This is a genomic window from Bacillus sp. CH_70 (assembly GCF_038007045.1).
In the GTDB taxonomy this organism is placed as follows: Bacteria; Bacillota; Bacilli; order Bacillales; family Bacillaceae_G; genus Bacillus_A; species Bacillus_A cereus.
The window spans coordinates 719,321-742,500 of sequence record NZ_JBBOWL010000001.1 but is presented as its reverse complement, the minus strand read 5'-3'; the positions used below and the strand labels follow the sequence as shown (position 1 = coordinate 742,500).

Genomic DNA, 23,180 nt, shown 5'->3' with positions numbered 1-23,180 from the left:
TTAATTAATGAAAAATATCCATTTTTTGTTATATAGTAAGAAAGGATGTACTCAACTATAAATAAACCAATGGAGGAATTATTTTATGGATAGGTTAACAAAGTTTTCATTAAAAAACCGAGCTGCCATTATCATCATGATTTTTCTCATTTCCATACTCGGTGTTTATTCCGGCTCTAAATTACCTATGGAATTTTTACCAAGTATCGACAATCCAGCAATTACCGTCACAACCTTATCTCAAGGACTCGACGCTGAAACGATGACAAAGGATGTAACTGATCCTCTCGAAAAACAATTTCGCAATTTAGAGCACGTCGACACCATTACTTCTTCTACATACGAGGGATTATCACGTATCGACATTGCGTATACATCAAAAGCAAACATGAAAGATGCAGCACGCGAAGTCGAAAAAGCCGTCAATACAATTAAATTACCTAAAGATGTAACCAAGCCCGTAGTTAGTCAACTAAACACTTCTATGATTCCACTCGCCCAAATTACTATCCAGAAACAAAACGGGTTTTCAAAAGCAGATGAAAAACAAATTGAAAAAGAAATCGTACCACAACTCGAAAACATTGATGGTGTTGCTAATGTTATGTTTTTCGGAAAATCCACCTCTGAATTATCTATCGTACTTGATCCGAACCAATTAAAAAACAAAAACGTAACATCACAGCAGGTACTCACTGTTTTACAAGGAAAAGAAACTTCTACTCCAGCTGGGGCAATTACTGTTAATCAGGAAGAATACAACCTCCGCGTCATTGGGGACATAAAAAATGTAAATGACATTAAAAACATCACTGTGGTACCCCAAGTAAAATTGCAAGACATTGCTCAAATCGAAATCAAACAACACTACGATACAATCTCACATATAAACGGAGAAGAAGGCACTGGATTAATCATCATGAAAGAACCGAGCAAAAATGCAGTTGCAATTGGAAAAGAGATTGATAAAAAAGTTAAAGAGATAAATAAGGAATATAAAGATCAGTTTTCCATTAAACTTTTGGCCTCAACCCATGAACAAGTTGAAAATGCTGTTACTAGCATGGGAAAAGAAGTAATACTTGGAGCAATCGCTGCAACTCTAATTATCTTAATCTTTTTACGTAACTTCCGAACAACACTCATCGCTGTTGTCAGTATTCCATTATCTATTTTATTAACACTCTTTTTACTACATCAATCTAACATCACACTTAACATTTTAACCCTTGGTGGTTTAGCTGTTGCGGTTGGACGTCTCGTCGATGATAGTATCGTTGTCATCGAGAATATTTTCCGTCGTTTACAAAAAGATTCTTTCTCTAAAAATATTATTCTTGATGCAACGAAAGAAGTTGCCGTCGCAATTACTTCTTCTACTTTAACAACGGTCGCTGTTTTTTTACCTATCGGCCTCGTATCAGGAGCAATCGGAAAATTAATGTTACCTATGGTATTAGCAGTTGTATATTCTATTCTATCATCCTTAATCGTTGCACTCACAGTCGTTCCACTTATGGCTTTTTTACTACTCAAAAAAACAAAGCATCGAAAGCCAAGTTCTTCATCACGATATGTCACTACGTTAAAGTGGTCTCTTTCTCATAAATTCATTATTCTACTTACTGCATTTTTATTATTTGCAGGATCAATTGCAGCCTATATATTACTACCGAAAGCAAACATAAAATCTGAGGACGACACAATGTTATCTATTAACATGACATTTCCAGCCGATTATAATGCTGAAGCTCAAAAACAAAAAGCATTCGATTTCGAAAAGAAATTACTTTCTAATTCAGATGTAACAGACGTTATTTTACGAATGGGATCTAGCGCAGAAGATGCACAATGGGGGCAAACAACTAAAAATAACCTTGCTAGTATATTTGTAGTCTTTAAAAAAGGTTCTGATATTGATCAATATATTAAAGAGTTAAAAAAGGAAAATAAAACTTTTGAGCCTGCTGAACTTGATTATATAAAAACAAGTTATTCAAGCTCTGGCGGCGGCAACAACTTACAATTTAACGTAACAGCTACTAACGAAGCGGATTTAAAAGAGGCGGCTACTATCGTCGAAACAAAACTAAAAAGCATGGATGATCTTTCTAAAGTAAAAACGAATTTAGAAGACTCTAAGAAAGAATGGCAAATTCATATTGATCAAACAAAGGCTGAACAACTAGGTTTAACACCAGAAATAGCTGCGCAACAAGTATCATTCCTTATGAAGAAATCACCTATTGGCGAAATTACAATTAATAATGAAAAAACTACTATTATGATAGAACATAAAAAGGAAAACATTACTAAACAAGAAGATATTTTAAATACAAACATACTATCACCTACTAATGGACCAATTCCTTTAAAAGACATCGCAACTATTTCAGAAAAACAAACGCAAACAGAAATTTTCCATAAAGACGGAAAAGAAACAATTCAAATTACCGCCGAAGCTTCAAATGAAGATTTGAGTAAAGTAAACACAGCAGTAAATAAAGCGATAACTGACTTAGATTTACCTAGCGGTTCAAAAGTAAATATCGCAGGAGCTACTGAATCTATGCAAGAGAATTTTACAGATTTATTCAAAATTATGGGGATTGCAATCGGGATTGTATATTTAATTATGGTTATCACCTTCGGGCAAGCACGCGCTCCTTTTGCAATCCTATTCTCCTTACCGTTAGCTGCTGTCGGTGGTATTTTAGGATTAATCATCTCAAGAACACCTGTTGATATAAATTCCTTGATTGGCGCATTAATGTTAATCGGGATTGTTGTTACAAACGCTATTGTATTAATAGAAAGAGTCCAACAAAATCGGGAACACGGAATGGAAACTAGAGAAGCCTTACTTGAAGCAGGTTCTACTAGACTACGCCCAATTATTATGACAGCTATTACAACAATCGTCGCTATGCTCCCACTCCTATTTGGCCAATCCCAAGCAGGAAGTATGGTATCAAAAAGTTTAGCCGTCGTTGTCATCGGCGGTTTGGCAGTCTCGACTGTTCTTACAATAGTAGTCGTTCCAGTTATGTATGAACTATTAGATAAAATCGGGAGAAAAAGACGCTCCCGTAGGAAAATAAGCACTTCTACAGAAACACCTGATATTTAAAAACAAAAGACGTTATCTTCACAAATGAAGATAACGTCTTTTCTCTACTTAGTCATATAATCCATCATTTTTTCCATATATTGCTCTATAGGTTTACTAGAATCCACAATAAGGTATTCATTATTTAAAGGTCTTTGACTACCATTTAACCACTTTTCAAAACCTACTTCCGACTCCACCTTTTCAATTTGACTGATCATACGCTTACGTGTTTGCAGTCTCCTATTAATCTCTTCCATATCATTAAGATAACACTCAATATATTTATATTTCACACCATGTTTAGTTGATAATTTATTTCCTTTTTCAACCATTCCCTCATATAAACACGGACTATCCAATATAACACTATGCCCTTGTTCTAAATAAGAATCAATCAATACCCATTCGGCATCATACGCAAGCCCACCAACAATCGTTGATTCAATTCCTTTTACTTTTAATGATTTTAACAACGCGGATTTCAAAACATCATGATCTATAATTACAGCACCTGTTAATTTCGCTATATACTTAGAAACTGTCGATTTTCCTGACCCAGGAAAACCTGACATTTGCAGAAAAAACAAATTAAAACTCCTCTCTAAATTACATCTGTTCTTCTTTATAATTAATCACAAATTCAACAACCATTACATCCATTCCTTCTATATTAAAATACAAAAGAAACCCCCTACTTATAAATAGAGAGTTCTTCTTTATAATTTATGCCGCTTTTACCTTTTTCGTTGCTTTACTTTTTCTTTTCGTTCCTGTAAAGCGCTTGTGTAATATAGATGCTATCAAGCGTGAAATAACATTGAATAGTAATACCATAATAATTAATACAGCTGCAGATTTTGTCGCAATCAACTTCGCATCTGGAATAACTCCTTCAGAATTTAATTTCCAAATGTGAACCGCTAATGTTTCAGCTGGTCTAAACGGATTTAAAGGATGCGCAGGACTTGAGAAATCCGCTGCTGAATTTAAAATCGGGGATGTTAAACCCGCTGTGTAAATTAATGCTGCCGCTTCCCCAAATATACGACCCGCCGCTAAAATAATCCCTGTAATAATTTGTGGTAATGACGATGGGATAATAATACGAGCGATTGTTTGCCACTTCGTTGCACCTAATCCAAGACTTGCCTCTTTTACATTATGAGGAACTTCTGAAATCGCATTTTCACAAACACGCGTTAAACCTGGTAAATTTAAAATAGTTAAAGCAAGAGCACCACCCATTACTGTGTATCCCCAACCTGTCATTGTAACGAACACTAACAAACCAAATAAACCAACAACAATAGAAGGTAAAGACGCCATCGTCTCTATACATAGACGAACAAAATTTAAAAAACGTCCTTGTTTTGCGTACTCCGCTAAATATATTCCAGCACCTAATCCAAGAGGAATAGATATAATAAGCGTTATAACAAGCATGTAGAAGGAATTGAATAACTGCGGACCAATCCCACCACCAGCTCTTGTATTGCTTGGTTCTCCAAACAAGAAATTAGGATCCCAAAATCCCCATCCCTTTTGTAAAATCTCAAATACTAAGAACACTAGCAAAGCTACAACTAAAGCCGCAACCGCATAAAAGATACCTGTCCAAACTTTATTTACCGTTCTTGCATTCATTATTATCGCTCACCTCTTTGCCCAATCGCTCGAATTACTAAAATAAACAGGAATGAAATAACAAGTAAAATCATCGCTAAAGTCCATAGCGCATTGTTCCAAGCAGTTCCGTTCAATGTATTCGTCATATCCATTGTTAAAATACCAGTTAACGTCGCTGTCGGACTATATATTCCTTCTGGTAATTTAATCGTATTCCCGATTACCATTTGAACCGCTAACGCTTCACCGAAAGCACGCGCTAAGCCTAAAACAACACCTGTTAAAATCCCTTTTTTCGCAGCAGGAACAATCACTCGGCTAATCGCTTGCCATTTCGTTGATCCTAGACCATAAGAAGCTTCTAAATAATCAAATGGAACAGAACGTATTGCATCAGAAGCGATACTAGCAATAGTAGGTAAAATCATAATACTTAATACAACAATACCCGCAATTAAACTAAAGCCTACTCCCCCAAACGAATCACGTAATAGTGGTACTAAAATCGTAACCCCTAATAATCCGTATACAACCGAAGGAATACCAACTAACAATTCTAGAACAGGCTTCAATACTTTATTTCCAAACTTTGGCGAAATTAAATTCATGAATATAGCAAGAGCTATAGCAATTGGTGCACTAATAATAACCGCACCTAACGAAACCACCGTTGAACCTACAATGAAAATTAAAGCCCCGAAGGATCCTTGATCAGCATTTGGATTCCATTTTGTCGATGTTAACATCTCAGTAAATGAGATACCACTTTGTGTAAAAGATTGAATACCTTTACCACAAATAAACGCAATAATAGCTAATGTAATTAAAACAATAAAAATACCACAAAACGTAACAAGTGATCTTCCTATATATTCACTTTTCACGTAATTAATTTGTTTTTTCCCCTTCATCACAGGACAGACCCCACTTCACAGATTGAAATGAACAGGACTGGCCTTGCAGCCAGCCCCATAAAACTTTATTACTTATTTAATTTAGACATTGGAATGTAGCCCATATCTTCTACTTGCTTTTCAAAGTCTTTACCTTTTACATAATCGATGTAAGCTTTTGTTGCTTCTTTCGCTTCACCTTTTGTTACCATATACTCGTAAGACCAGAATGGATATTTACCAGACGCAATGTTTTCAACTTTCGGTTCAGCACCATCAATTTTCACTGTTTGTAGTGCACCTTTTTTATCTCCAACCATGTAAGACATCGCTAAATAGCTTACTGAACCTGGAGTAGAATTGATAGCTTGCTCTACTGCACCGTTAGAATCTTGTGTTGTACCAGTTCCATCATTAATTTTCGCGTCTTTCATAATCGTTTTTTCAAATGTAGCACGTGTACCAGATGAAGCCGGACGATTAATTACGTTGATTTTTTCATCTTTTCCGCCTACTTCTTTCCAGTTTGTTACTTTTCCAGTGAAGATATCTTGTACTTGTTGCACTGTTAAGTTATCAACTTTTACATCTTTATTTACGACAAGAGCGAATGCAATACCCGCTACCTTGTTATCTACTAATTCTTTCGCCTTTTCAGCATCTTTTATTTTATCTCCAGACGGAACATCTGAATTACCAATTTGTACTGCACCAGATGCTACTTGGTTAATCCCAGTTCCACTACCGCCACCTTGAACTTGAATAGAAACTTTTGAATTTTTCTCCATGAATTTCTTTCCAGCTTCCTCCGCAAGAGGTAGAAGAGCTGTAGAACCAGCTGCTGCAATCGTACCTGATAATTCTTGTTTTGTATTATCGCTTCCTTTAGCAGTTTCTTTACTAGTTGTATCTTCTGCTTTCCCACACCCAACTAATGCTCCTGCTACCACTAAAGCTGCTAAAGAAAATTTAATACCTTTTTTCATAACCATGTCTTGTACCCCCATTTGGATTATCACTTTTCGAATTCATTTTCTTTCGAACACAAATTCATTGTAGGACAACAATATTATGTGAGTGTTAAGCAATTTTTAATTTTAAGTAAATGACGATAATCATCCTCAAAAGCTAGGAATCCCAACATTTGTAGTTAAAGAAGCAAACAAAAACCACACTAACTATGCTGTAATGTAAATTTATTCTTAACAATGTAAATTCAATGTAAATGTTTTTCTCTCTTTTTCCCTTTTAGTTAAAGTTACATTTACAATTCCGCTGTATTTTGTAACTTTTTCACGCCTAATTTATGCACATTAAAAAGAATTTCAGTAATATTTTTTAGTACAACTAAATAAATTGGAACAATTCTAAAATTAAATGAATATTTTTAAAGTACTAATTGACAGCATCATCCAATGTAGTCTACTATATTACTAACAAAAAGTTTACCTAAGGAAACTTTTTAAACTAACACTAAAAATATAGAGAAGAGGTAACTTTTATGGTATCGGCTAATACTAAACCCCTTTCCGAGTTTAAAACAGGGGAGTTTGTACAAATTGAGAAGATACAATTAGAAGGAACTATGAAACGACGTTTATTAGATTTGGGATTTATCCCAGGGGCAACGATTAAAGTATTGCAACGCAGTCCACTTGGAGATCCGGTCGCTTATCAAGTGAGCAACACAACTATTGCACTGCGCAAAGAAGAAAGCTCCCTTATTTTCGGGGTATTAATAGGAGATGATTTCAGATGAGCAAACATCGTATTGCTTTAGCTGGTAACCCGAATACCGGGAAAAGTACATTATTTAATACTTTAACAGGTTTAAAACAACATACTGGAAACTGGACGGGAAAAACTGTTTTAAAAGCTGAAGGAGAATATGAACATAACGGAAGTAATTATACATTAATAGATTTACCTGGAACTTACTCACTATACTCAAATTCCGCAGACGAAGAAGTAGCGAGGGATTATATTATATTCGAAAAACCAGAAGTAACTGTAGTTGTCATAGACGCAACTGCTATGGAAAGAAATTTAAATTTAGCACTCCAGGTGATGGAGATGACAAATAATGTAGTCATTTGCATTAACTTAATTGATGAAGCCGAGAAAAAAGGGATTGTTATCGATGAAAAGAAATTAGCAAAATCACTTGGTGTACCTGTCGTTAAAATTTCAGCACGTAACCGAGTAGGTATTGGTCATTTGCTAAATGTTATTGCAAAAGTAGCAAATAAAAAACTAATTCCAACACCAATTAAAATTACTTACAGCGAAAAAATCGAAAATATGATTCAGGAATTAGAACCACAAATTTATAAAGTGTTCGGTGATACGTATCCAGCACGTTGGATTGCGTTACGTATATTAGATGGAGATAAAAATTTCTTAACTACACTTCAAAAACACCATAATGAACCACTTGTAAGGGAGGTCGTAATTAATGGAATCTCACTCAGCCAGTAAAGCTCTTCCATTAGACTATATTATTCAACATGCACAAACACTTTCAAAAGAAGATATACGAGATGATATAGTCGGAGATATTTACCGAACATCTGCAAGCATATGTAAAGAATCTGTCCAATATACAAATACTGATAAATTATATCGTTCCGAAAAACTAGATAAAATTTTCACATCTCCAATCTGGGGATTCCCAATTATGCTCGGTATTTTATCTATTATTTTTTATCTTACAATTGCAGGCGCTAACGTACCATCTGATATGATTGCCGAATTCTTCGGATGGGCCGAAGGATATTTAACATCTTGGTTCCAAGCAGCGCATGCACCTGAATGGTTACATGGCATTTTAATACTTGGTTTGTTCCGTGGTATCGGTGCTGTTATTAGCGTTATGTTACCACCTATGGCAATCTTTTTCCCTATGTTCGCGCTATTAGAAAACTACGGATACTTACCACGTGTCGCGTTTAATATGGACCGCTTATTCAAACGATCCGGCGCACACGGGAAACAATCTTTAACAATGGCAATGGGATTTGGTTGTAATGCAGCAGCCATTATGTCAACACGTATCATTGAATCACCACGTGAACGTATGCTAGCAATTTTAACGAACAACTTCGTTCCTTGTAACGGTCGCTGGCCTATGTTAATTTTAATGGCTTCACTATTTATGGCTGCTGGTTATACAGGCAGTATGCAAACATTGGTTACTGCTGGCGTTGTAGTTGGAATGGTTGTAATTGGTGTTATTATGACATTAACTGTTTCTTGGGTACTATCAAAAACAGCCTTAAAAGGGGTTCCAACTCACTACACACTGGAGTTACCTCCGTACCGCAAGCCAAAAGTTTGGAATACAATTGTTCGCGCAACACTCGATAAATCAATCTACGTTTTAAAACGAGCTATAGTTGTTGCTGCCCCTGCAGCTGCATTAACTTGGTTACTTGCTAATATTTTTATCGGTGACACAAGCTTACTTATGTATTTTGTAAATTTCCTAGATCCATTTGCTAAAATGTTAGGACTTGACGGGTTTATTCTAGCTGCATTCATTCTTGGACTACCCGCTAATGAAATTGTAATCCCAATTTTATTAATGTCTTACTTATCAACTGGGGCTTTAACTGAAATAGATGATTTTAATCAAATTAAAAATCTATTCCTAGAAAATGGTTGGACTTGGTTAACAGCGTTAAACACAATGTTGTTCTCACTTCTTCATTTCCCGTGTGGAACAACACTGGTTAACATATACAAAGAAACAAAAAGTGCAAAATGGACATTCTTATCGTTTGCAATCCCTACCGTTATCGCCATTGTTGTTACATTCCTCTCTACACAATTGGTACATTGGTTAGGGCTTGTATAAAACAAAGCATACATAGAAGGCATCCCCCTTCACATATGCTTTGCCCGAAAGAAACCTGAAAATCATTCAGGTTTCTTTTTTTGTACATCAGTATTCCACGGCTGCGCTCCATACGTTGTGAGTTTTTTATGAATGAAATAAATAGCCCCCGGCAGCACCGCCATTAATATCGTGCAACTAATTCCTAATCCAGTAAACAACTTTCATCACCTTATTTCACTCTTTTCGGTAAAGCTGAACCTGAATGTTCAATTGTTGGATGAACGTGAACAGTAATTTCAGCATTACTAAAGTAATTTTCGCCTTGATCCCAATTCTTACTTATTTTTGTCCATTCTTTATAATTATGTCTCTTATACACTTCCCCTAACTCTAATACATCTACCTTATATTTTTTTTGAACAAGCTTAATCGATTTTTGAATACGCTCCTCCATTTCTTCCGATATATCCTTCTCTAAACGCTTTTCATTCAAAACCTTTTTATGATCACTAAAGTGCAACTCAGCTATTGTACCTTCCAGAAATAAATGAATATTAAATTTCGGTTTTGTAGCATTCGTTGTGGATACTTTAATTTTTCGACGTAACTTATGAATTTCATATGTAATAAGTTGATTCTTTTTACGGATGGTAAAAAAGCCTCCAATTTTTTTACCTATTATATAATTCATCCCTAATGTTTCTTCCCCACTCAAATTGCCTACACACTTATTATCCTTTCCACGAAACAATGCTGCACCGTTCATTTGTACTCCTTGCTTTGTTAGTTCCAGAATAGGCAATACAAAACTTCGGTTAGAGATCATCTTTTCCTGCACCTCACCAATTCTTGCAGCCTCAATCATTTGGGCATTTTTCGGAGGGTGTTCAGCTAACATATCAATATACTGCGCCGGTAAATTTTCAGGCTTGGCACTTTGTTTTAAAATAGCTTCGGCATTTTTATTAGAAACGAACAAACGAATATTTCTTCTCATCTCATGATCGCGAATATATACATCTAACGTATTTTGTAAAATGTATGGATGTGAAAGTAATTCTTCAGAGAAAATAATCACCTGTATATGAGGGAAAAATAATGTACGACTAATTTTTTTGGCGATTATTCTTATTTGTTCAAATACACTATCTGCTTTTGCACTAACATTAATATAATTTTCGCTATCCCCACCCCCTTGTCCGCCCTGTTGAGACAATTTACTAGGGAGTACCATCTGATAGGTCCCTTTCATAATTGGATTCGCTTTCTTCTCCTTCACGATATCGTAAGCCGCTCCTACTACAAATCCTCTTTCTTCTATCTCTTCTAACTCAGAACACCCACTCATAAATCCAGTTAAAGCCATAACCATTATAATTTTAAGAAGGTGTTTCATTTCCACCATTCCTTCTTTTTATTTTATATATAATTAAAACGAGCAAAGGAGCTAACACAACAAACCCCATATCTATCCAAGCTAAATAAGTCCCATAACTTGATAAAGTATTCAAACTACTAGGTATCATATTCACCATAAAAATAATAGGGGCACTTACGAAAATAAAAATATGTTTCTTCACTTTCGGAAACATAGCACAAAACAATAAAGATGCGACGTCATAATACATTGCTGTAGTGTTATAAATTGTAATAATCCAAGTCGTAAAAAAAATCGCATCAAACCTTTCTAAAAATCCTCCCCCAATTTCAATTTCTTTCCCTAATTCAATTGTTGGATATGTCAATCCACGTGTTGTCATATAAGTAAAAACGCTAATACAAGTTACATAAATTAAAATGTATGACAGTACGTTTACCATCACCGCTTTCGCGACTGCCATTGGCGCTTTTTTCGCTGTCTTATCATTTAGCAACACCGCATAAAATAAAGCTACTTCAAATCCAATAAACGTAAAAATAGAATTTTTAACTCCAACAGCATATTGACTTACTTTCGTTTGAAAAGCTGGTAGTAAATTATTTATTTCCATTAAATTTATATTCAATAAAGAAAGAAGTACTATTGCAATTAAAACAATAGGTAAGAATAAAACATTTAACCTTAATAAGGCTGCTCGTGATCCTGCTATTCCATAAATAACAACTAATAAGAAGAAGAAAGACAGTAGTTGTATCGGTGTATCACTAAATAAATACGTTTGAGAAATAACTGAAATCATTCTCGATTCATATGCTGTCAAAGCAGCAAACGTTAATACTAAAATACTACTAATTGTGTATGCAACAGGCTTCGTCAAATGCGCACTCGTATATTGAACAAAATTTTGTTTCGGAAATAAGATAGCTACTCTCGTCACAAACCAACCTAAAACTGCGCAGATCAATCCACCCAAAAGTAAGATAATCCAACCGTCCGAAAATAAAGTTTGGTTAGCGATATCTCTTGGCATAGACAATGCCCCTATACCAATAATGGTCGATGATACCGCAAACCCAATTTCCCGAGATCCAATCTCTTCATCGCCATACTCAAATGGTTTCACTTATTTTCGCTCCTTTGGACGTATTGTAGAATCTTTTGTTTGTAAGTACTCTGGTCTATCTTTCAACATCGATTTTGGCATGCGAATAAATTCTTCTTTCCAATCTTTATAAAATGCAGGAGCAATTGGGGTTGTATACGGTATACCAACACTTGTTAAATTTGTAATATGAATAGCAAGTGCAATCAGAGCTAGAATGATCCCATACAACCCAAAAGCCGTTGCAGCTAATACAAAGACGAAAAGTAAAATTCGGAACGTAATCGTAATACTATATACAGGAAGCGAAAACGTAGCAATCGCAGTAACCGCAATAATAATAACTAAAAACGGATTTACAATCCCTGCATTTACCGCAGCTTCTCCAATTACAAGACCTCCTACAATCCCTATCGTTTGTCCCATCGGTTTCGGCAATCGGATTCCAGCTTCTCGTATTAATTCCATAGTCAAGGCCATCATTAACGTTTCAATATATGCTGGAAACGGAACACCTTCCCTCGCACCCGCAATTGAATAAGCCAGTTTAGAAGGAATAAGTCCTTGATGGTAAGATACAAGCGCTACATACATAGCTGGTAACAAAACCGCAATTATACCTGATCCCATACGTAAAAATCTTAATAACGTTCCAATCACCCAGCGCTCGTAATGATCTTCTACAGATTGAAAAATATCAACAAATACGAGTGGCGCGATAAGAGCAAACGGGGATCCATCTACTAAAATGGCCGCCTTCCCTTTCGCTAATGAGGCTATAATATTATCAGGCCTCTCCGTATTCAAAAATTGTGGAAATGGGGATAAATTATTATCCTGAATTAATTGTTCAATCGTACCTGTTTCCAAAACGACATCTGTCACTATTGATTGAAGACGGCGATCTAACTCTTTTACAATGTGAGGATTTATAATATCTTCTATATATACTAGGGTTACTTCTTTCTGCGATCGCTTCCCCATAATATAAGATTGGAACCTCAACTTTGGATCGCGTAAACTGCGTCGGATTAACATTTTATTCACATTAATATCTTCATTTAATCCAACTCTCGGTCCGCGTATTAAATCTTCTGTCACTGGTGGCTCTAAACTTCTCTTCTCCCAAGCCCTACTATTAATAACGATAGCAGTTTGAATATTATCAATTAATATAACTGTATCTCCCGCTAAAATCGCATTCATAATATCTGGAAACTTCGTCTTTACACCCACTTCTGCGATAGAAATAAAACGATCCAATAACGTTTGAACAACAGCTTCCTCATTTTGAATTTCTTCGTATTGCAGTGTGCGAATGACATATTTATAAACATTATCCTTATCTGTTAATCCACATAAAAACACAACCGCACAACGTGTAAAACTCCCAGCAAGAGCAACTTCTCTAATTGTTAAATCATTAGGTGAACCTAACTCATCCCTAATTTCTTTCATAACTTCAAATAAGTTACCTTCAAGCTCTAACAATTTCCCCACCTAACTTCCTTTTCAACAAGTTTTTAGTTAGATTCCGCTAATAGAAGAAAATATATACAAAAAAGAGCTATCTCTTTGCAAAGATAGCTCCAATAAACGAATTACTTTTCTACTATTGTAGTGTTTTTCTTTATAAATACACCTTTTGTAAATCCACTAACTACAAACATCACAATCATATTAATTAACAATGCGACTATGCCCACATTCAAATCTTTTATATACTGCGGAAAACTCGGAAACATCGTAGCTATAGTTGAGCCAGATAAGGTAATATATGCGACCACTAACAGCCCAACTCCCATTCCTGCAATCGCTCCTTGCTTCGTAACAATTTGGCGTGGAAACAAGCTACATACAAGTGCAGGGAAAAGTTGCGTAACGATACTATACCCCATTAAGAGAAGCGCTCCTATTGTTTCCCCTCCTTTAAATGTAAATAAAACTGCCACGAGCGTTACTACAGGCACAAATAATTTTGCCATCTTAGCAACTTGTCTATCTGAAGCAGATGGAACAATCGTTCGATAAATATTTTTTGCTAACAGTGTAGAAGCCGCCATAACAAGCATAGAGCCTGGAACCAATGCCGTTAATACTCCCGCACTACCAATAATCCCAATAAACCAAGGATCAAAAGTTTGTAAAGCAAGACGAACTAACGAAAGATCTACATCCGCTCCCTTTAACCCAGGAACTTGCAATATAGCAGCAAACCCTGCGAAAAATACGAAAAGTAACACTAAAGAATACAATGGCATAATTGCTGCATTTTTACGAAATACTTTTTCATTTTTTGCAGAAAAAGCAGAAGCAAATGTATGAGGCCACATATAGAAACCGAGGGCCGTTAATATAATAGTAGAAACAAACCAAGAAATACTCATTCCTTCTTCAGGTAAAGATAAAAATCCTGGTTTCGCTGCTTCTACAGCTTCAAACATCGGCTGAAATCCTCCATAATAATGATACGGTAAATATATACCTAAAAACATAACGATAAACAGTATCATAATATCCTTCAAAGCAGCCGTCCAAGCTGAACCGTGTATACCTGAAACCATTACATATATAGTTATAACAATAGCACCAATCCAAACCGCAACAACAGGTGATACCCTTCCGTAAGACGCTTCTGAAACGATAATTCCCAGTCCCTTTAACTGTAAAACAAGATATGGGATGATGGAAACAACACCAACAATTGAAACAATAAGTCCAAGCGCCTTACTTCTGTATTTCTTCGCAAAAAAATCCGACTGCGAAACAAGGTTATGCTCTTTTGCATACTTCCAAATCGGTGGCAATAAAAAATACGATAAAAGATAAGCTAAAGCACCATAGCCTAAAATATAAAAGGTAGGTGCGCCTTTACTATATGCCCAGCCGCTTCCTCCTAAAAATGTAAACGTCGTATAAATTTCACCTGCCATAAGGAGAAAAACAAAAATAGTGCCAAACCCTCTTCCTCCAACTGACCATTGTTCTAAATTCATATCTTTTCCATGTTGTGCCCGAATCCCTAAAAATAGTGCGAGAAACAAAAATAAAATAATGATAAGTAATGCAGTCATTTTACATCCTCCTTATTAGCAGGATCAAACACGTACACAAGCCCCATACAAAGAGAAGTAATAAACACTGATAATAATACCCAAAATAATAAAAAGGGCATCCCTAATACGTAAGGAGTAACTGAATTCGCAAATATTGGCCCAACTACTAAACAAAGAACTGGAATAAGCGCTAGGATGTGTATTTTCTTCATCTCATTCTCCTTTACTTATAAAGTTCATAATGGCTGATACAAAGACTTCCACTCCAATCGGTAATGCATCTTCGTCAATCGTAAAACGAGGGTGATGGTGAGGATATATAATACCTTTCTCTTTATTTCCTGCTCCGATAAAAAAGAATGTCCCCGGTGTCTTTTGTAAAAACGCTGAAAAATCTTCTCCAGCCATCGTTGGCTGTAAACGAACAACTCTATCCCTTCCATAAAGTTGTAATGCCGTTTGTTCAATAAGCTCTGTAGCTTCATAGTCATTTACAACTGGTCGATATCCATATTCATATGAAAATGTATATTTCGCTCCGTAAGATTCCGTAATATACTTCACAATCCGCTCAATCTTCTTCTCTGTTTCACCTCGTAATTCATGTCTTAAACTTCTCACTGTCCCTTCAATCTCGGCTTGCTCTGGTATTACATTATGAGTTGTCCCCGCATGAAATTGCGTAACAGATATTACGAGCGAATCTAATGGATTCGTGAGGCGAGATACAATTTGCTGAAGTTGCGAAACGACTTGTGTTCCGATTGCGATACTATCCACCGTTTCATGAGGGATTCCAGCATGTCCACCTTTTCCCTCTATCTTAATTTTAAAAACATCCGGTGCGGCCATTGCAGGACCATAAATAACACCTATTTTCCCAACCTCTAACGACGCCCAAAGGTGAGCACCAATAATATAATCCACACCTTCCATTACACCTGCAGCAACCATCTCCTCTGCACCACCAGGGAAATTCTCTTCAGCATGTTGGAATAGAAAACGAATCTCCCCTTTAATCTTCTCTCTTTCTTCCACTAACTTATGTACGACTCCAAGTAATATCGCTATATGTCCATCATGACCGCATGCATGCATCACACCTTTATATGTAGAAATAAAATCAAACTCATTTTCTTCATGAATAGGAAGAGCATCCATATCGGCTCGAACCGCAACTGTTTTGCCAGGCTGTTTACCTACTAATTTTGCCATCACACTATATTTAGTCGGCCGTGACACTTCTAAATACGGGAATTTCCGAAGTATGTCGAACACAAACTGCGATGTTTTTTCTTCTTGAAAAGATAACTCTGGATACTTATGAAAATGCCTTCTCCACTCAACTAACTGATTTTTTGACAAAACAAGTTCCTTTGCAACATCCATACCCCTTCACTCCTTCTTCACCAAGTTAAATGTTATTATAACGTGAATTGCTAACTTTTAAAAGAATCTTCTGAATTTTCAGTGATGATAAACTAAAATGAAAAAGCCATCCAAAAGATGACTTTTTCATTATTATAAAATAGTAATTGCTTGTTTTCCCATTTGCTCCCAAGCTTTCTCAAATTCTGCTCGTGGAACAGCCAAACGCGGATTATTTTTAAGAGGATCATTTACATATACAAAGTTTTGATCATATCCAATTACTACTGCACTATGCTCATAATATGTAATTTTCACTTCGCCCGAACTCGTATTCCATGTTTCAAAACTACTTTCAGCTAGCGGCTTAAACGTCGTATTGATAATGACCCATACCGGTGAACCAGAACTAATTACTTTATATATATCTTGCATGTCTCTACCTGTTAAATTAATTACTTTTTCAGGAACATATTTTTCTGCTAAATTAAAAATCGGTTGATTATATACACCATATCCAGGCTCTGCCTTTGTATAAATATTTCCAACAAACCCTTCGTAAGGATTTCCCCGTACGCCATTTTGTTCAAATGGAACGCGATGAATTTCGCTAGCAAGTTGCATCTTATCTACTTGTACACCTTTATATTGCAACAACATAGCTAAACTTGTCACTTCACATCCTCGAGGTAATTCTGGTAATTGTTTAATAAACGGAACATCCTCAATCATAGCTGCTTCTTTCATTTCAGATAGAAACTCTAAGCGTAGAACTTGCGCCTTTTGCATAATTTTATCTTTTCCTATAAAAAATGCAGCAGCAAGTATAATCCCAAAAACAAAAAGATATTTTAACTTTTTCATTATAAACAAAACTCCATTAATTATTATTTTACAGACACAACTCTTATCATTGTACCCTTCTTCTTACTAGTTTGCTAGAAAGATCATGTGAATTATCGCTCATAGAATTAATTATAAAAATTCTAATTATTTTTAATAAAAAGAAAAATAAATATACATTCCCAGAATATTTTGTTAAAATCAAAATTGTTAACATGGTGAAGATATCACCATGTTAACAAACATTCTTAGAGTATTTAGTCATAGTTCGTTTTTTTACATACTCCATTCATTTCATAGTAAATAAACCGAGTGTGTGTTGCATCCCCCACTAATGATTAAAAACTCAGAATAAAACGAAGTTCACACATTCAAGAAAATACGGGGTGAGGGGCATATGAATCAACAAATTGAACAAACAGATTTAAAACGAACAATGAAAAGTAGACACCTATTTATGATTGCACTCGGCGGTGTTATCGGAACCGGGCTATTTATGGGATCTGGTCAAATTGTCCATAATGCCGGACCTGGTGGTGCTATTCTTGCATTTTTAGTCGGTGGATTTGTTATGTATTTAACGATGTTATGTCTTGGTGAATTATCCGTTGCTATGCCAGAAGCAGGTTCATTCCAAAGCTATGCAAGCAAATTCATTTCACCTGGTTTTGGATTTGTTGTCGGTTGGATGTATTGGCTAAATTGGGCTGTTACAGTTGGCGTAGAGTTAACAACTGTAAGTATTTTAATGAAACGCTGGTTTCCAGACGTTTCTTCATGGATTTGGTGCGTTACATTTGCAGCAGCGCTATTTCTCGTAAACGCTTTATCAGCAAAAGCATATGCAGAAGCAGAGTTTTGGTTCGCAAGTGTAAAAGTTGCAACAATTGTTATTTTCATCGTACTTGGTGGCGCTGTTATGTTCGGTCTACTAGACTTTAATGGAAAGCCAGCTCCGATGCTTCATAATTTCACTGAAAATGGCGGGCTATTTCCAAACGGTGCATTAGCTGTTCTTCTTACGATGATTACAGTAAATTACTCCTTCCAAGGAACAGAATTAATTGGAATCGCTTCAGGAGAAAGTGAAAATCCTGAAAAAACAATTCCAAAAGCAATCAAAAATACAATTTGGCGAACTCTCTTCTTCTTCGTCTTAGCGATATCAGTTGTTGTAGGTTTACTCCCGTGGCAAGAGGCTAATCTAGTCGAAAGTCCCTTTGTACTTGTATTTGATGTAGCCGGTGTCCCATATGCAGCAGACATTATGAACTTCGTTATTATTACAGCTGTATTATCCGTTGCTAACTCTGGTCTATACGCAAATTCTCGTATGCTGTGGGCGATGGCAAAACAAGGAATGGCAAGTCCAGCGTTTACTAAATTAACTAAAAGAGGTGTACCGCTAAACGCATTAATTTTCAGTCTGATTTTTGCAAGTCTTTCTTTATTAACAAGTGTATTTGCGGCAGATACTGTCTTTCTAGTTTTAACATCTATTGCAGCGATGGCTGCTGTTGTCGTGTGGATGTCAATCGCCGCTTCACAGTTTTTCTTCCGTAGAAATTTCGTGAAAAATGGTGGCGACATAAATGATTTAAAATATCGTACACCGCTCTATCCACTAGTTCCAATCGTAGCGTTCTCGCTCAATTTCATTACATTTGTTAGTTTGGCTTTCATTCCAGATCAAAGAATTGCTCTTTATTGTGGCATTCCATTTATGATTACTTGTTACATTTTATACCAAGTTAAATATAAAAAAATTGTCAAACTTGAACAGCCACGAACTGTCACACAAGAAATAAACTAAATATACAAAATATTCAGCTATCTTTCTTATGATAAGATAGCTTTTTTCTATTTCTTGGATATCCTGGTATAACTTTATTTATCTTAAAATTTTCACAATCACGTTTTTCTCTGGAAAATAGTTTACAATGTAATCAAGTTACAAATGATATTCACCTTAAAAAGTGTGCATTTGTGTCTATTTTTTAACAATATATCAAAAACTATTGCCTTCTATAAATTAATAGGTTTATATTGTTTTATTGGCATAGTTTCAATCCAAGGAGAAAGGAGATTTTCAATCGTGCAACTAAAGAAAGCGTTTTGGAAGTTGGCTTCGCTTCTTCCGTTATCATTACTTCTGTTCCTCGGTGGCTGTGATAAAAAACTCGCAGTATTAAATCCGCAAGGACCTGTTGCAAAAGCACAGTATGATTTAATTGTTTGGTCATTCTTGCTTATGTCATTAATTATCGCAATTGTATTCATTCTGTTTACAGTCATCTTGATTCGTTATCGTGAAAAACCAGAGAATATGGACTATGAGCCACCTGAACAACACGGTAACACATTACTAGAAATTATTTGGACGCTTGTTCCTGTTATTATCGTTATCGCATTATCGATTCCAACAGTAAAAGCAACTTATGCTTCGGAAGAGGTTCCGAAAGAGTCCAAACATATTAAACCAGTTGAAATTTATGTTACATCTGCAAACTGGAAATGGTTATTCAGTTACCCAGAGGAAAAAATTGAAACCGTTAACTATTTAAACATCCCAGCTGGTGTACCAATTCAATTCAAACTGACTTCTGTCGGCCCAATGAATGCTTTCTGGGTACCAGAACTTGGTGGTATGAAGTACACAATGGATGGCATGATTATGGATCTTTATTTACAAGCTGATAAGCCAGGTTCTTACCTAGGCCGTAGTGCGAACTTCTCTGGTGAAGGATTCACACACATGGAGTTCGAAGTTGAAGCGAAAACTAAAGAGAAATATGACAAGTGGGTTAAAGAAGTACAAGAAACTGCTCCTAAACTAACAGAAGCTAAGTACAACGAAATTGTTAAACCTGGTGTAGTTGGTCGTATGACATTCTCTAGTCACCACTTAAGTTATGTAGATCCAAAATCACTTGAATATTGTGATTACAACTACTACAAAAACAAAAAATAATAGCTATTATTCCAACAGATTGGAGTGAACACAGTGAAGCTTGATGAATTCTTTGTCACAGGTGACCCGATTATTTACGGTGCAGACGCTTCTATCGTTCTTGTGACATTAGCAATCATTTTCGTACTAACAAAGTATAAAAAATGGAAATGGCTTTGGGACGAATGGTTAACAACTGTTGACCATAAAAAAATCGGAGCCATGTATATTATTTCTGCGGTTATCATGTTATTCCGTGGTGGTATGGATGGTTTAATGATCCGTGCACAATTAACATTCCCAGAAACAACTTATTTAAACGCTGAACACTATAACGGAATCTTTACAACGCATGGTACAGTAATGATTCTTTTCATGGCAATGCCATTCGTTATGGGATTAATGAACCTTGTAGTACCATTACAAATTGGTGCTCGTGATGTTGCATATCCGTTCTTAAATGCTTTAAGTTTCTGGTTATTCTTTGTCGGAGCAATGTTATTCAACATCGCTTTCGTAATCGGTGGTTCTCCAGACGCTGGGTGGACTTCTTACTTCCCAATGGCAGGTACAGAGTTTACTTCAGGCGTAGGAAATAACTACTACGCAATTGCATTACAGATTTCAGGTCTCGGTACGCTAATGACCGGTATTAACTTCCTTGTTACTATCTTAAAAATGCGTACACCTGGTATGACTTTAATGAGAATGCCAATGTTTACTTGGTCAATCTTAATTACAACAATTATCATTATTTTCGCTTTCCCAGTATTAACAGTTGCTCTTGCATTAATGACATTTGACCGTCTATTCGATGCTCACTTCTTTACGATGGCGAGCGGCGGTATGCCGATGTTATGGGCCAACCTGTTCTGGGTATGGGGTCACCCTGAAGTATATATCGTTATTTTACCGGCATTCGGTATTTTCTCTGAAATCATTAGTACATTCTCACGTAAGCGTCTATTCGGTTACAGTGCGATGGTATACTCAATGGTTGCAATTTCTTTACTAAGTTTCGTCGTATGGCTTCACCACTTCTTCACGATGGGTGCAGGTCCAGCGGTTAACTCATTCTTCTCGATTTCGACAATGGCGATTTCGATTCCAACCGGTGTTAAGATCTTTAACTGGTTGTTTACACTGTATAAAGGACGTATCCGTTTTACAGTTCCAATGCTTTGGTCATTGGCATTTATTCCAAACTTCGTAGTCGGTGGGGTTACAGGGGTTATGCTTGGAATGGCAGCAGCTGATTATCAATACCATAACAGCTACTTCCTAATCGCTCACTTCCACTACGTATTAATCGCAGGTACAGTATTCGCTATGCTTGCTGGATTCACATTCTGGTATCCAAAAATGACTGGTCATATGTTAAATGAACGTCTAGGTAAATGGACATTCTGGATCTTTATGAGCGGATTCAACATCTGTTTCTTCCCAATGTACTTCTTAGGTTTAGACGGTATGACTCGTCGTATGTACACTTACTCTGAAAGTCTTGGATGGGGATGGCTAAACCAAATCGCATCTGTTGGTGCGGTAATGATGGGTATTGGCTTCCTACTTCTTTGCTACAACGTAATTTGGAGTGCACGTCACGGTGAACGTGACACAACTGGAGATCCATGGGATGGCCGTACACTTGAATGGGCAACTCAATCTCCTGTACAACATTACAACTTCGCGAAACTTCCTGAAATCAAAGAAGCTGATGCTTTCTGGTACATGAAAAAACGCGGAGAAACAGTTACACCAGCAGCAGAAGATATCAAACCAATTCACATGCCAAGTAACTCTGGTGTGCCTATTATTGCGTCTTTATTCTTCGGTCTTGCAGGTTTCGCATTAGTATTTAGCTGGTTCTGGCTTGCAGCAATCGGCGGCGTTGGTATTTTAGCTTGCTTAATCTATCGTTCATTCGATTATGATGATGGCTACTACGTAAGCGTTGATGAAATTAAAGAAACAGAACATATAGCATGAGAGGTGAAATGACATGGCGGCTTTAGATAAAAGCTTACCTTTGGAATATCAATCCGAACAAAGCAGATTGAATATCCTAGGATTCTGGATTTTTCTTGGGGCTGAAATTATGCTGTTCGCAACACTTTTCGCCTCTTATCTAGTCCTTGCTGGTCGTACGGCAGATGGCCCAACACCAGCGCAACTGTTTGAACTTAAAACGCTTTTAATTCAAACATTACTACTTTTAACAAGTAGTTTCACATGTGGTATCGTAATTCACGAAATGCGTAAGCACAACCAAAAAGCAATGCTTGGATGGTTCGTCCTTACATTACTTTTAGGTGCAGGTTTCCTATTCTTTGAAATCGAAGAGTTCATTATGTACATCGGTGAAGGCGCAACAATTCAAACAAGTGCTTTCCTATCTGCATTCTTCGTTCTTCTTGGAACGCATGGAGCCCACGTAACAGGCGGTATCATTTGGGCAATTTGTGTTATTATCCAAATTTTAAAACGAGGTTTAACACCAGTTACAGCTCGTAAAGTATTCATTATCAGCTTATACTGGCATTTCCTTGATCTTGTTTGGGTCTTTATTTACACACTAGTTTACTTGAACGGGATGGTGGCGTAGATGGCTCAAAACAACAATCAAGCAAACGGGCATGCGCATAGCGGATTCCCTTGGTCACACGTTTTCGGATTTATTTTATCGCTTGCATTAACGTTTCTAGCGTTATACGTGGCACTTTACACAACATTGCCACTTTCAACAGTCTTAACAACTATTATCATAATGGCTGTTGCGCAAGCATTGTTACAATTAATTATGTTCATGCATTTAAAAGAAGGAGAAGGAAGAGTTCAAATTCTTACAATGATATACAGTTTCTTCGTTGCAACTGCAACAGTTGGTTTAACTGTATGGATCTTCTTCTCAATGTAATGTACATGAAAAAGACTGCTGAGGAATCTCAGCAGTCTTTTTTTATTCTCCTCCCCCATTACATCCACATTACGGAATTAACAGCAGAATCATG

The 23,180-nt window shown here is 36.3% G+C and carries 21 protein-coding genes; 9 read left to right on the top strand and 12 right to left on the bottom strand.

The window, feature by feature from the left end:
- The first annotated feature begins 85 nt into the window (after window positions 1-85).
- Window positions 86-3,130 carry an efflux RND transporter permease subunit gene (locus N2V79_RS03660; protein ID WP_340719580.1) on the top strand — a complete coding sequence of 1,015 codons (3,045 nt, stop codon included), beginning with the start codon at window positions 86-88 and terminating at the stop codon, window positions 3,128-3,130.
- 44 nt (window positions 3,131-3,174) lie between these two features.
- Here N2V79_RS03660 and N2V79_RS03655 read toward each other — a convergent pair whose 3' ends face one another.
- From N2V79_RS03655 to N2V79_RS03640, 4 genes are all read right to left on the bottom strand, one after another.
- Window positions 3,175-3,699 carry an AAA family ATPase gene (locus tag N2V79_RS03655; protein ID WP_075718855.1) on the bottom strand — a complete coding sequence of 175 codons (525 nt, stop codon included), beginning with the start codon at window positions 3,697-3,699 and terminating at the stop codon, window positions 3,175-3,177.
- 136 nt (window positions 3,700-3,835) lie between these two features.
- Window positions 3,836-4,756: a phosphate ABC transporter permease PstA gene (gene pstA, locus N2V79_RS03650; protein ID WP_000994139.1), complete on the bottom strand. Its 921-nt coding sequence runs from the start codon at window positions 4,754-4,756 to the stop codon at window positions 3,836-3,838.
- A gap of 2 nt (window positions 4,757-4,758) precedes the next feature.
- Window positions 4,759-5,649, bottom strand: coding sequence for a phosphate ABC transporter permease subunit PstC (gene pstC, locus N2V79_RS03645; RefSeq protein ID WP_000676676.1), 891 nt, complete (start codon window positions 5,647-5,649; stop codon window positions 4,759-4,761).
- Window positions 5,650-5,720: 71 nt separating this feature from the next.
- Entirely contained in the window at window positions 5,721-6,623 is a 903-nt protein-coding gene (locus N2V79_RS03640; protein ID WP_000245112.1) for a phosphate ABC transporter substrate-binding protein PstS family protein, read from the bottom strand.
- Window positions 6,624-7,132: 509 nt separating this feature from the next.
- Between N2V79_RS03640 and N2V79_RS03635 the strand changes: the two genes are divergently transcribed.
- The 3 genes from N2V79_RS03635 to N2V79_RS03625 are packed head-to-tail and all read left to right on the top strand — an operon-like array spanning window position 7,133 to window position 9,487.
- On the top strand, window positions 7,133-7,390 hold the full coding sequence (locus N2V79_RS03635) for a FeoA family protein (RefSeq protein WP_000252989.1): 258 nt from the start codon (window positions 7,133-7,135) through the stop codon (window positions 7,388-7,390).
- Complete coding sequence (locus N2V79_RS03630) at window positions 7,387-8,109, top strand: FeoB small GTPase domain-containing protein (protein WP_000033865.1); 723 nt, start codon at window positions 7,387-7,389, stop codon at window positions 8,107-8,109. The genes N2V79_RS03635 and N2V79_RS03630 overlap by 4 nt, the downstream gene beginning before the upstream one ends.
- The gene (locus N2V79_RS03625) at window positions 8,087-9,487 is read left to right on the top strand and encodes a nucleoside recognition domain-containing protein (protein WP_000443602.1); all 1,401 of its coding nucleotides are present in this window, start codon (window positions 8,087-8,089) and stop codon (window positions 9,485-9,487) included. Before N2V79_RS03630 ends, N2V79_RS03625 begins: the two co-directional genes overlap by 23 nt.
- 62 nt (window positions 9,488-9,549) lie before the next feature.
- On the opposite strand, the gene N2V79_RS03620 is transcribed toward N2V79_RS03625, so the two are convergent.
- The 8 genes from N2V79_RS03620 to N2V79_RS03585 all read right to left on the bottom strand — a co-directional run bounded on the left by N2V79_RS03620 (window position 9,550) and on the right by N2V79_RS03585 (window position 17,240).
- Window positions 9,550-9,687 (bottom strand): hypothetical protein, encoded by a 138-nt coding sequence (locus N2V79_RS03620; RefSeq protein WP_000493991.1) that lies wholly within the window; start codon window positions 9,685-9,687, stop codon window positions 9,550-9,552.
- 11 nt (window positions 9,688-9,698) lie between these two features.
- Entirely contained in the window at window positions 9,699-10,865 is a 1,167-nt protein-coding gene (gene gerLC / locus N2V79_RS03615; protein WP_023521200.1) for a spore germination protein GerLC, read from the bottom strand.
- Window positions 10,849-11,973, bottom strand: coding sequence for a spore germination protein GerLB (gerLB, locus tag N2V79_RS03610; RefSeq protein ID WP_000802006.1), 1,125 nt, complete (start codon window positions 11,971-11,973; stop codon window positions 10,849-10,851). Before gerLB ends, gerLC begins: the two co-directional genes overlap by 17 nt.
- Window positions 11,974-13,452: a spore germination protein GerLA gene (gene gerLA / locus N2V79_RS03605; protein ID WP_103574563.1), complete on the bottom strand. Its 1,479-nt coding sequence runs from the start codon at window positions 13,450-13,452 to the stop codon at window positions 11,974-11,976.
- Between the two features lie 101 nt (window positions 13,453-13,553).
- On the bottom strand, window positions 13,554-15,026 hold the full coding sequence (locus N2V79_RS03600) for a sodium:solute symporter family protein (RefSeq protein WP_063546480.1): 1,473 nt from the start codon (window positions 15,024-15,026) through the stop codon (window positions 13,554-13,556).
- Window positions 15,023-15,220: a DUF3311 domain-containing protein gene (locus N2V79_RS03595; protein ID WP_000719836.1), complete on the bottom strand. Its 198-nt coding sequence runs from the start codon at window positions 15,218-15,220 to the stop codon at window positions 15,023-15,025. The genes N2V79_RS03600 and N2V79_RS03595 overlap by 4 nt, the downstream gene beginning before the upstream one ends.
- A gap of 1 nt (window position 15,221) precedes the next feature.
- Window positions 15,222-16,397, bottom strand: coding sequence for an amidohydrolase (locus N2V79_RS03590; protein WP_340719579.1), 1,176 nt, complete (start codon window positions 16,395-16,397; stop codon window positions 15,222-15,224).
- A 132-nt stretch (window positions 16,398-16,529) separates the two neighbouring features.
- A complete protein-coding gene (locus N2V79_RS03585; RefSeq protein WP_000734491.1) occupies window positions 16,530-17,240 on the bottom strand; it encodes a C39 family peptidase in 711 nt (236 codons plus the stop codon).
- A gap of 376 nt (window positions 17,241-17,616) precedes the next feature.
- Between N2V79_RS03585 and N2V79_RS03580 the strand changes: the two genes are divergently transcribed.
- The 5 genes from N2V79_RS03580 (at window position 17,617) to qoxD (ending at window position 23,086) form a co-directional block, all read left to right on the top strand.
- Window positions 17,617-19,032, top strand: a complete 1,416-nt coding sequence (locus N2V79_RS03580; RefSeq protein WP_001075764.1) for an amino acid permease — start codon at window positions 17,617-17,619, stop codon at window positions 19,030-19,032.
- Between the two features lie 282 nt (window positions 19,033-19,314).
- Window positions 19,315-20,190, top strand: coding sequence for a cytochrome aa3 quinol oxidase subunit II (locus N2V79_RS03575; protein WP_001176165.1), 876 nt, complete (start codon window positions 19,315-19,317; stop codon window positions 20,188-20,190).
- 33 nt (window positions 20,191-20,223) lie between these two features.
- Window positions 20,224-22,158 carry a cytochrome aa3 quinol oxidase subunit I gene (gene qoxB, locus N2V79_RS03570; protein ID WP_000762374.1) on the top strand — a complete coding sequence of 645 codons (1,935 nt, stop codon included), beginning with the start codon at window positions 20,224-20,226 and terminating at the stop codon, window positions 22,156-22,158.
- Window positions 22,159-22,171: 13 nt separating this feature from the next.
- Window positions 22,172-22,774, top strand: coding sequence for a cytochrome aa3 quinol oxidase subunit III (gene qoxC, locus N2V79_RS03565; protein ID WP_000729316.1), 603 nt, complete (start codon window positions 22,172-22,174; stop codon window positions 22,772-22,774).
- Window positions 22,775-23,086 carry a cytochrome aa3 quinol oxidase subunit IV gene (qoxD, locus tag N2V79_RS03560; protein WP_000068425.1) on the top strand — a complete coding sequence of 104 codons (312 nt, stop codon included), beginning with the start codon at window positions 22,775-22,777 and terminating at the stop codon, window positions 23,084-23,086.
- Window positions 23,087-23,180 lie beyond the last annotated feature (94 nt).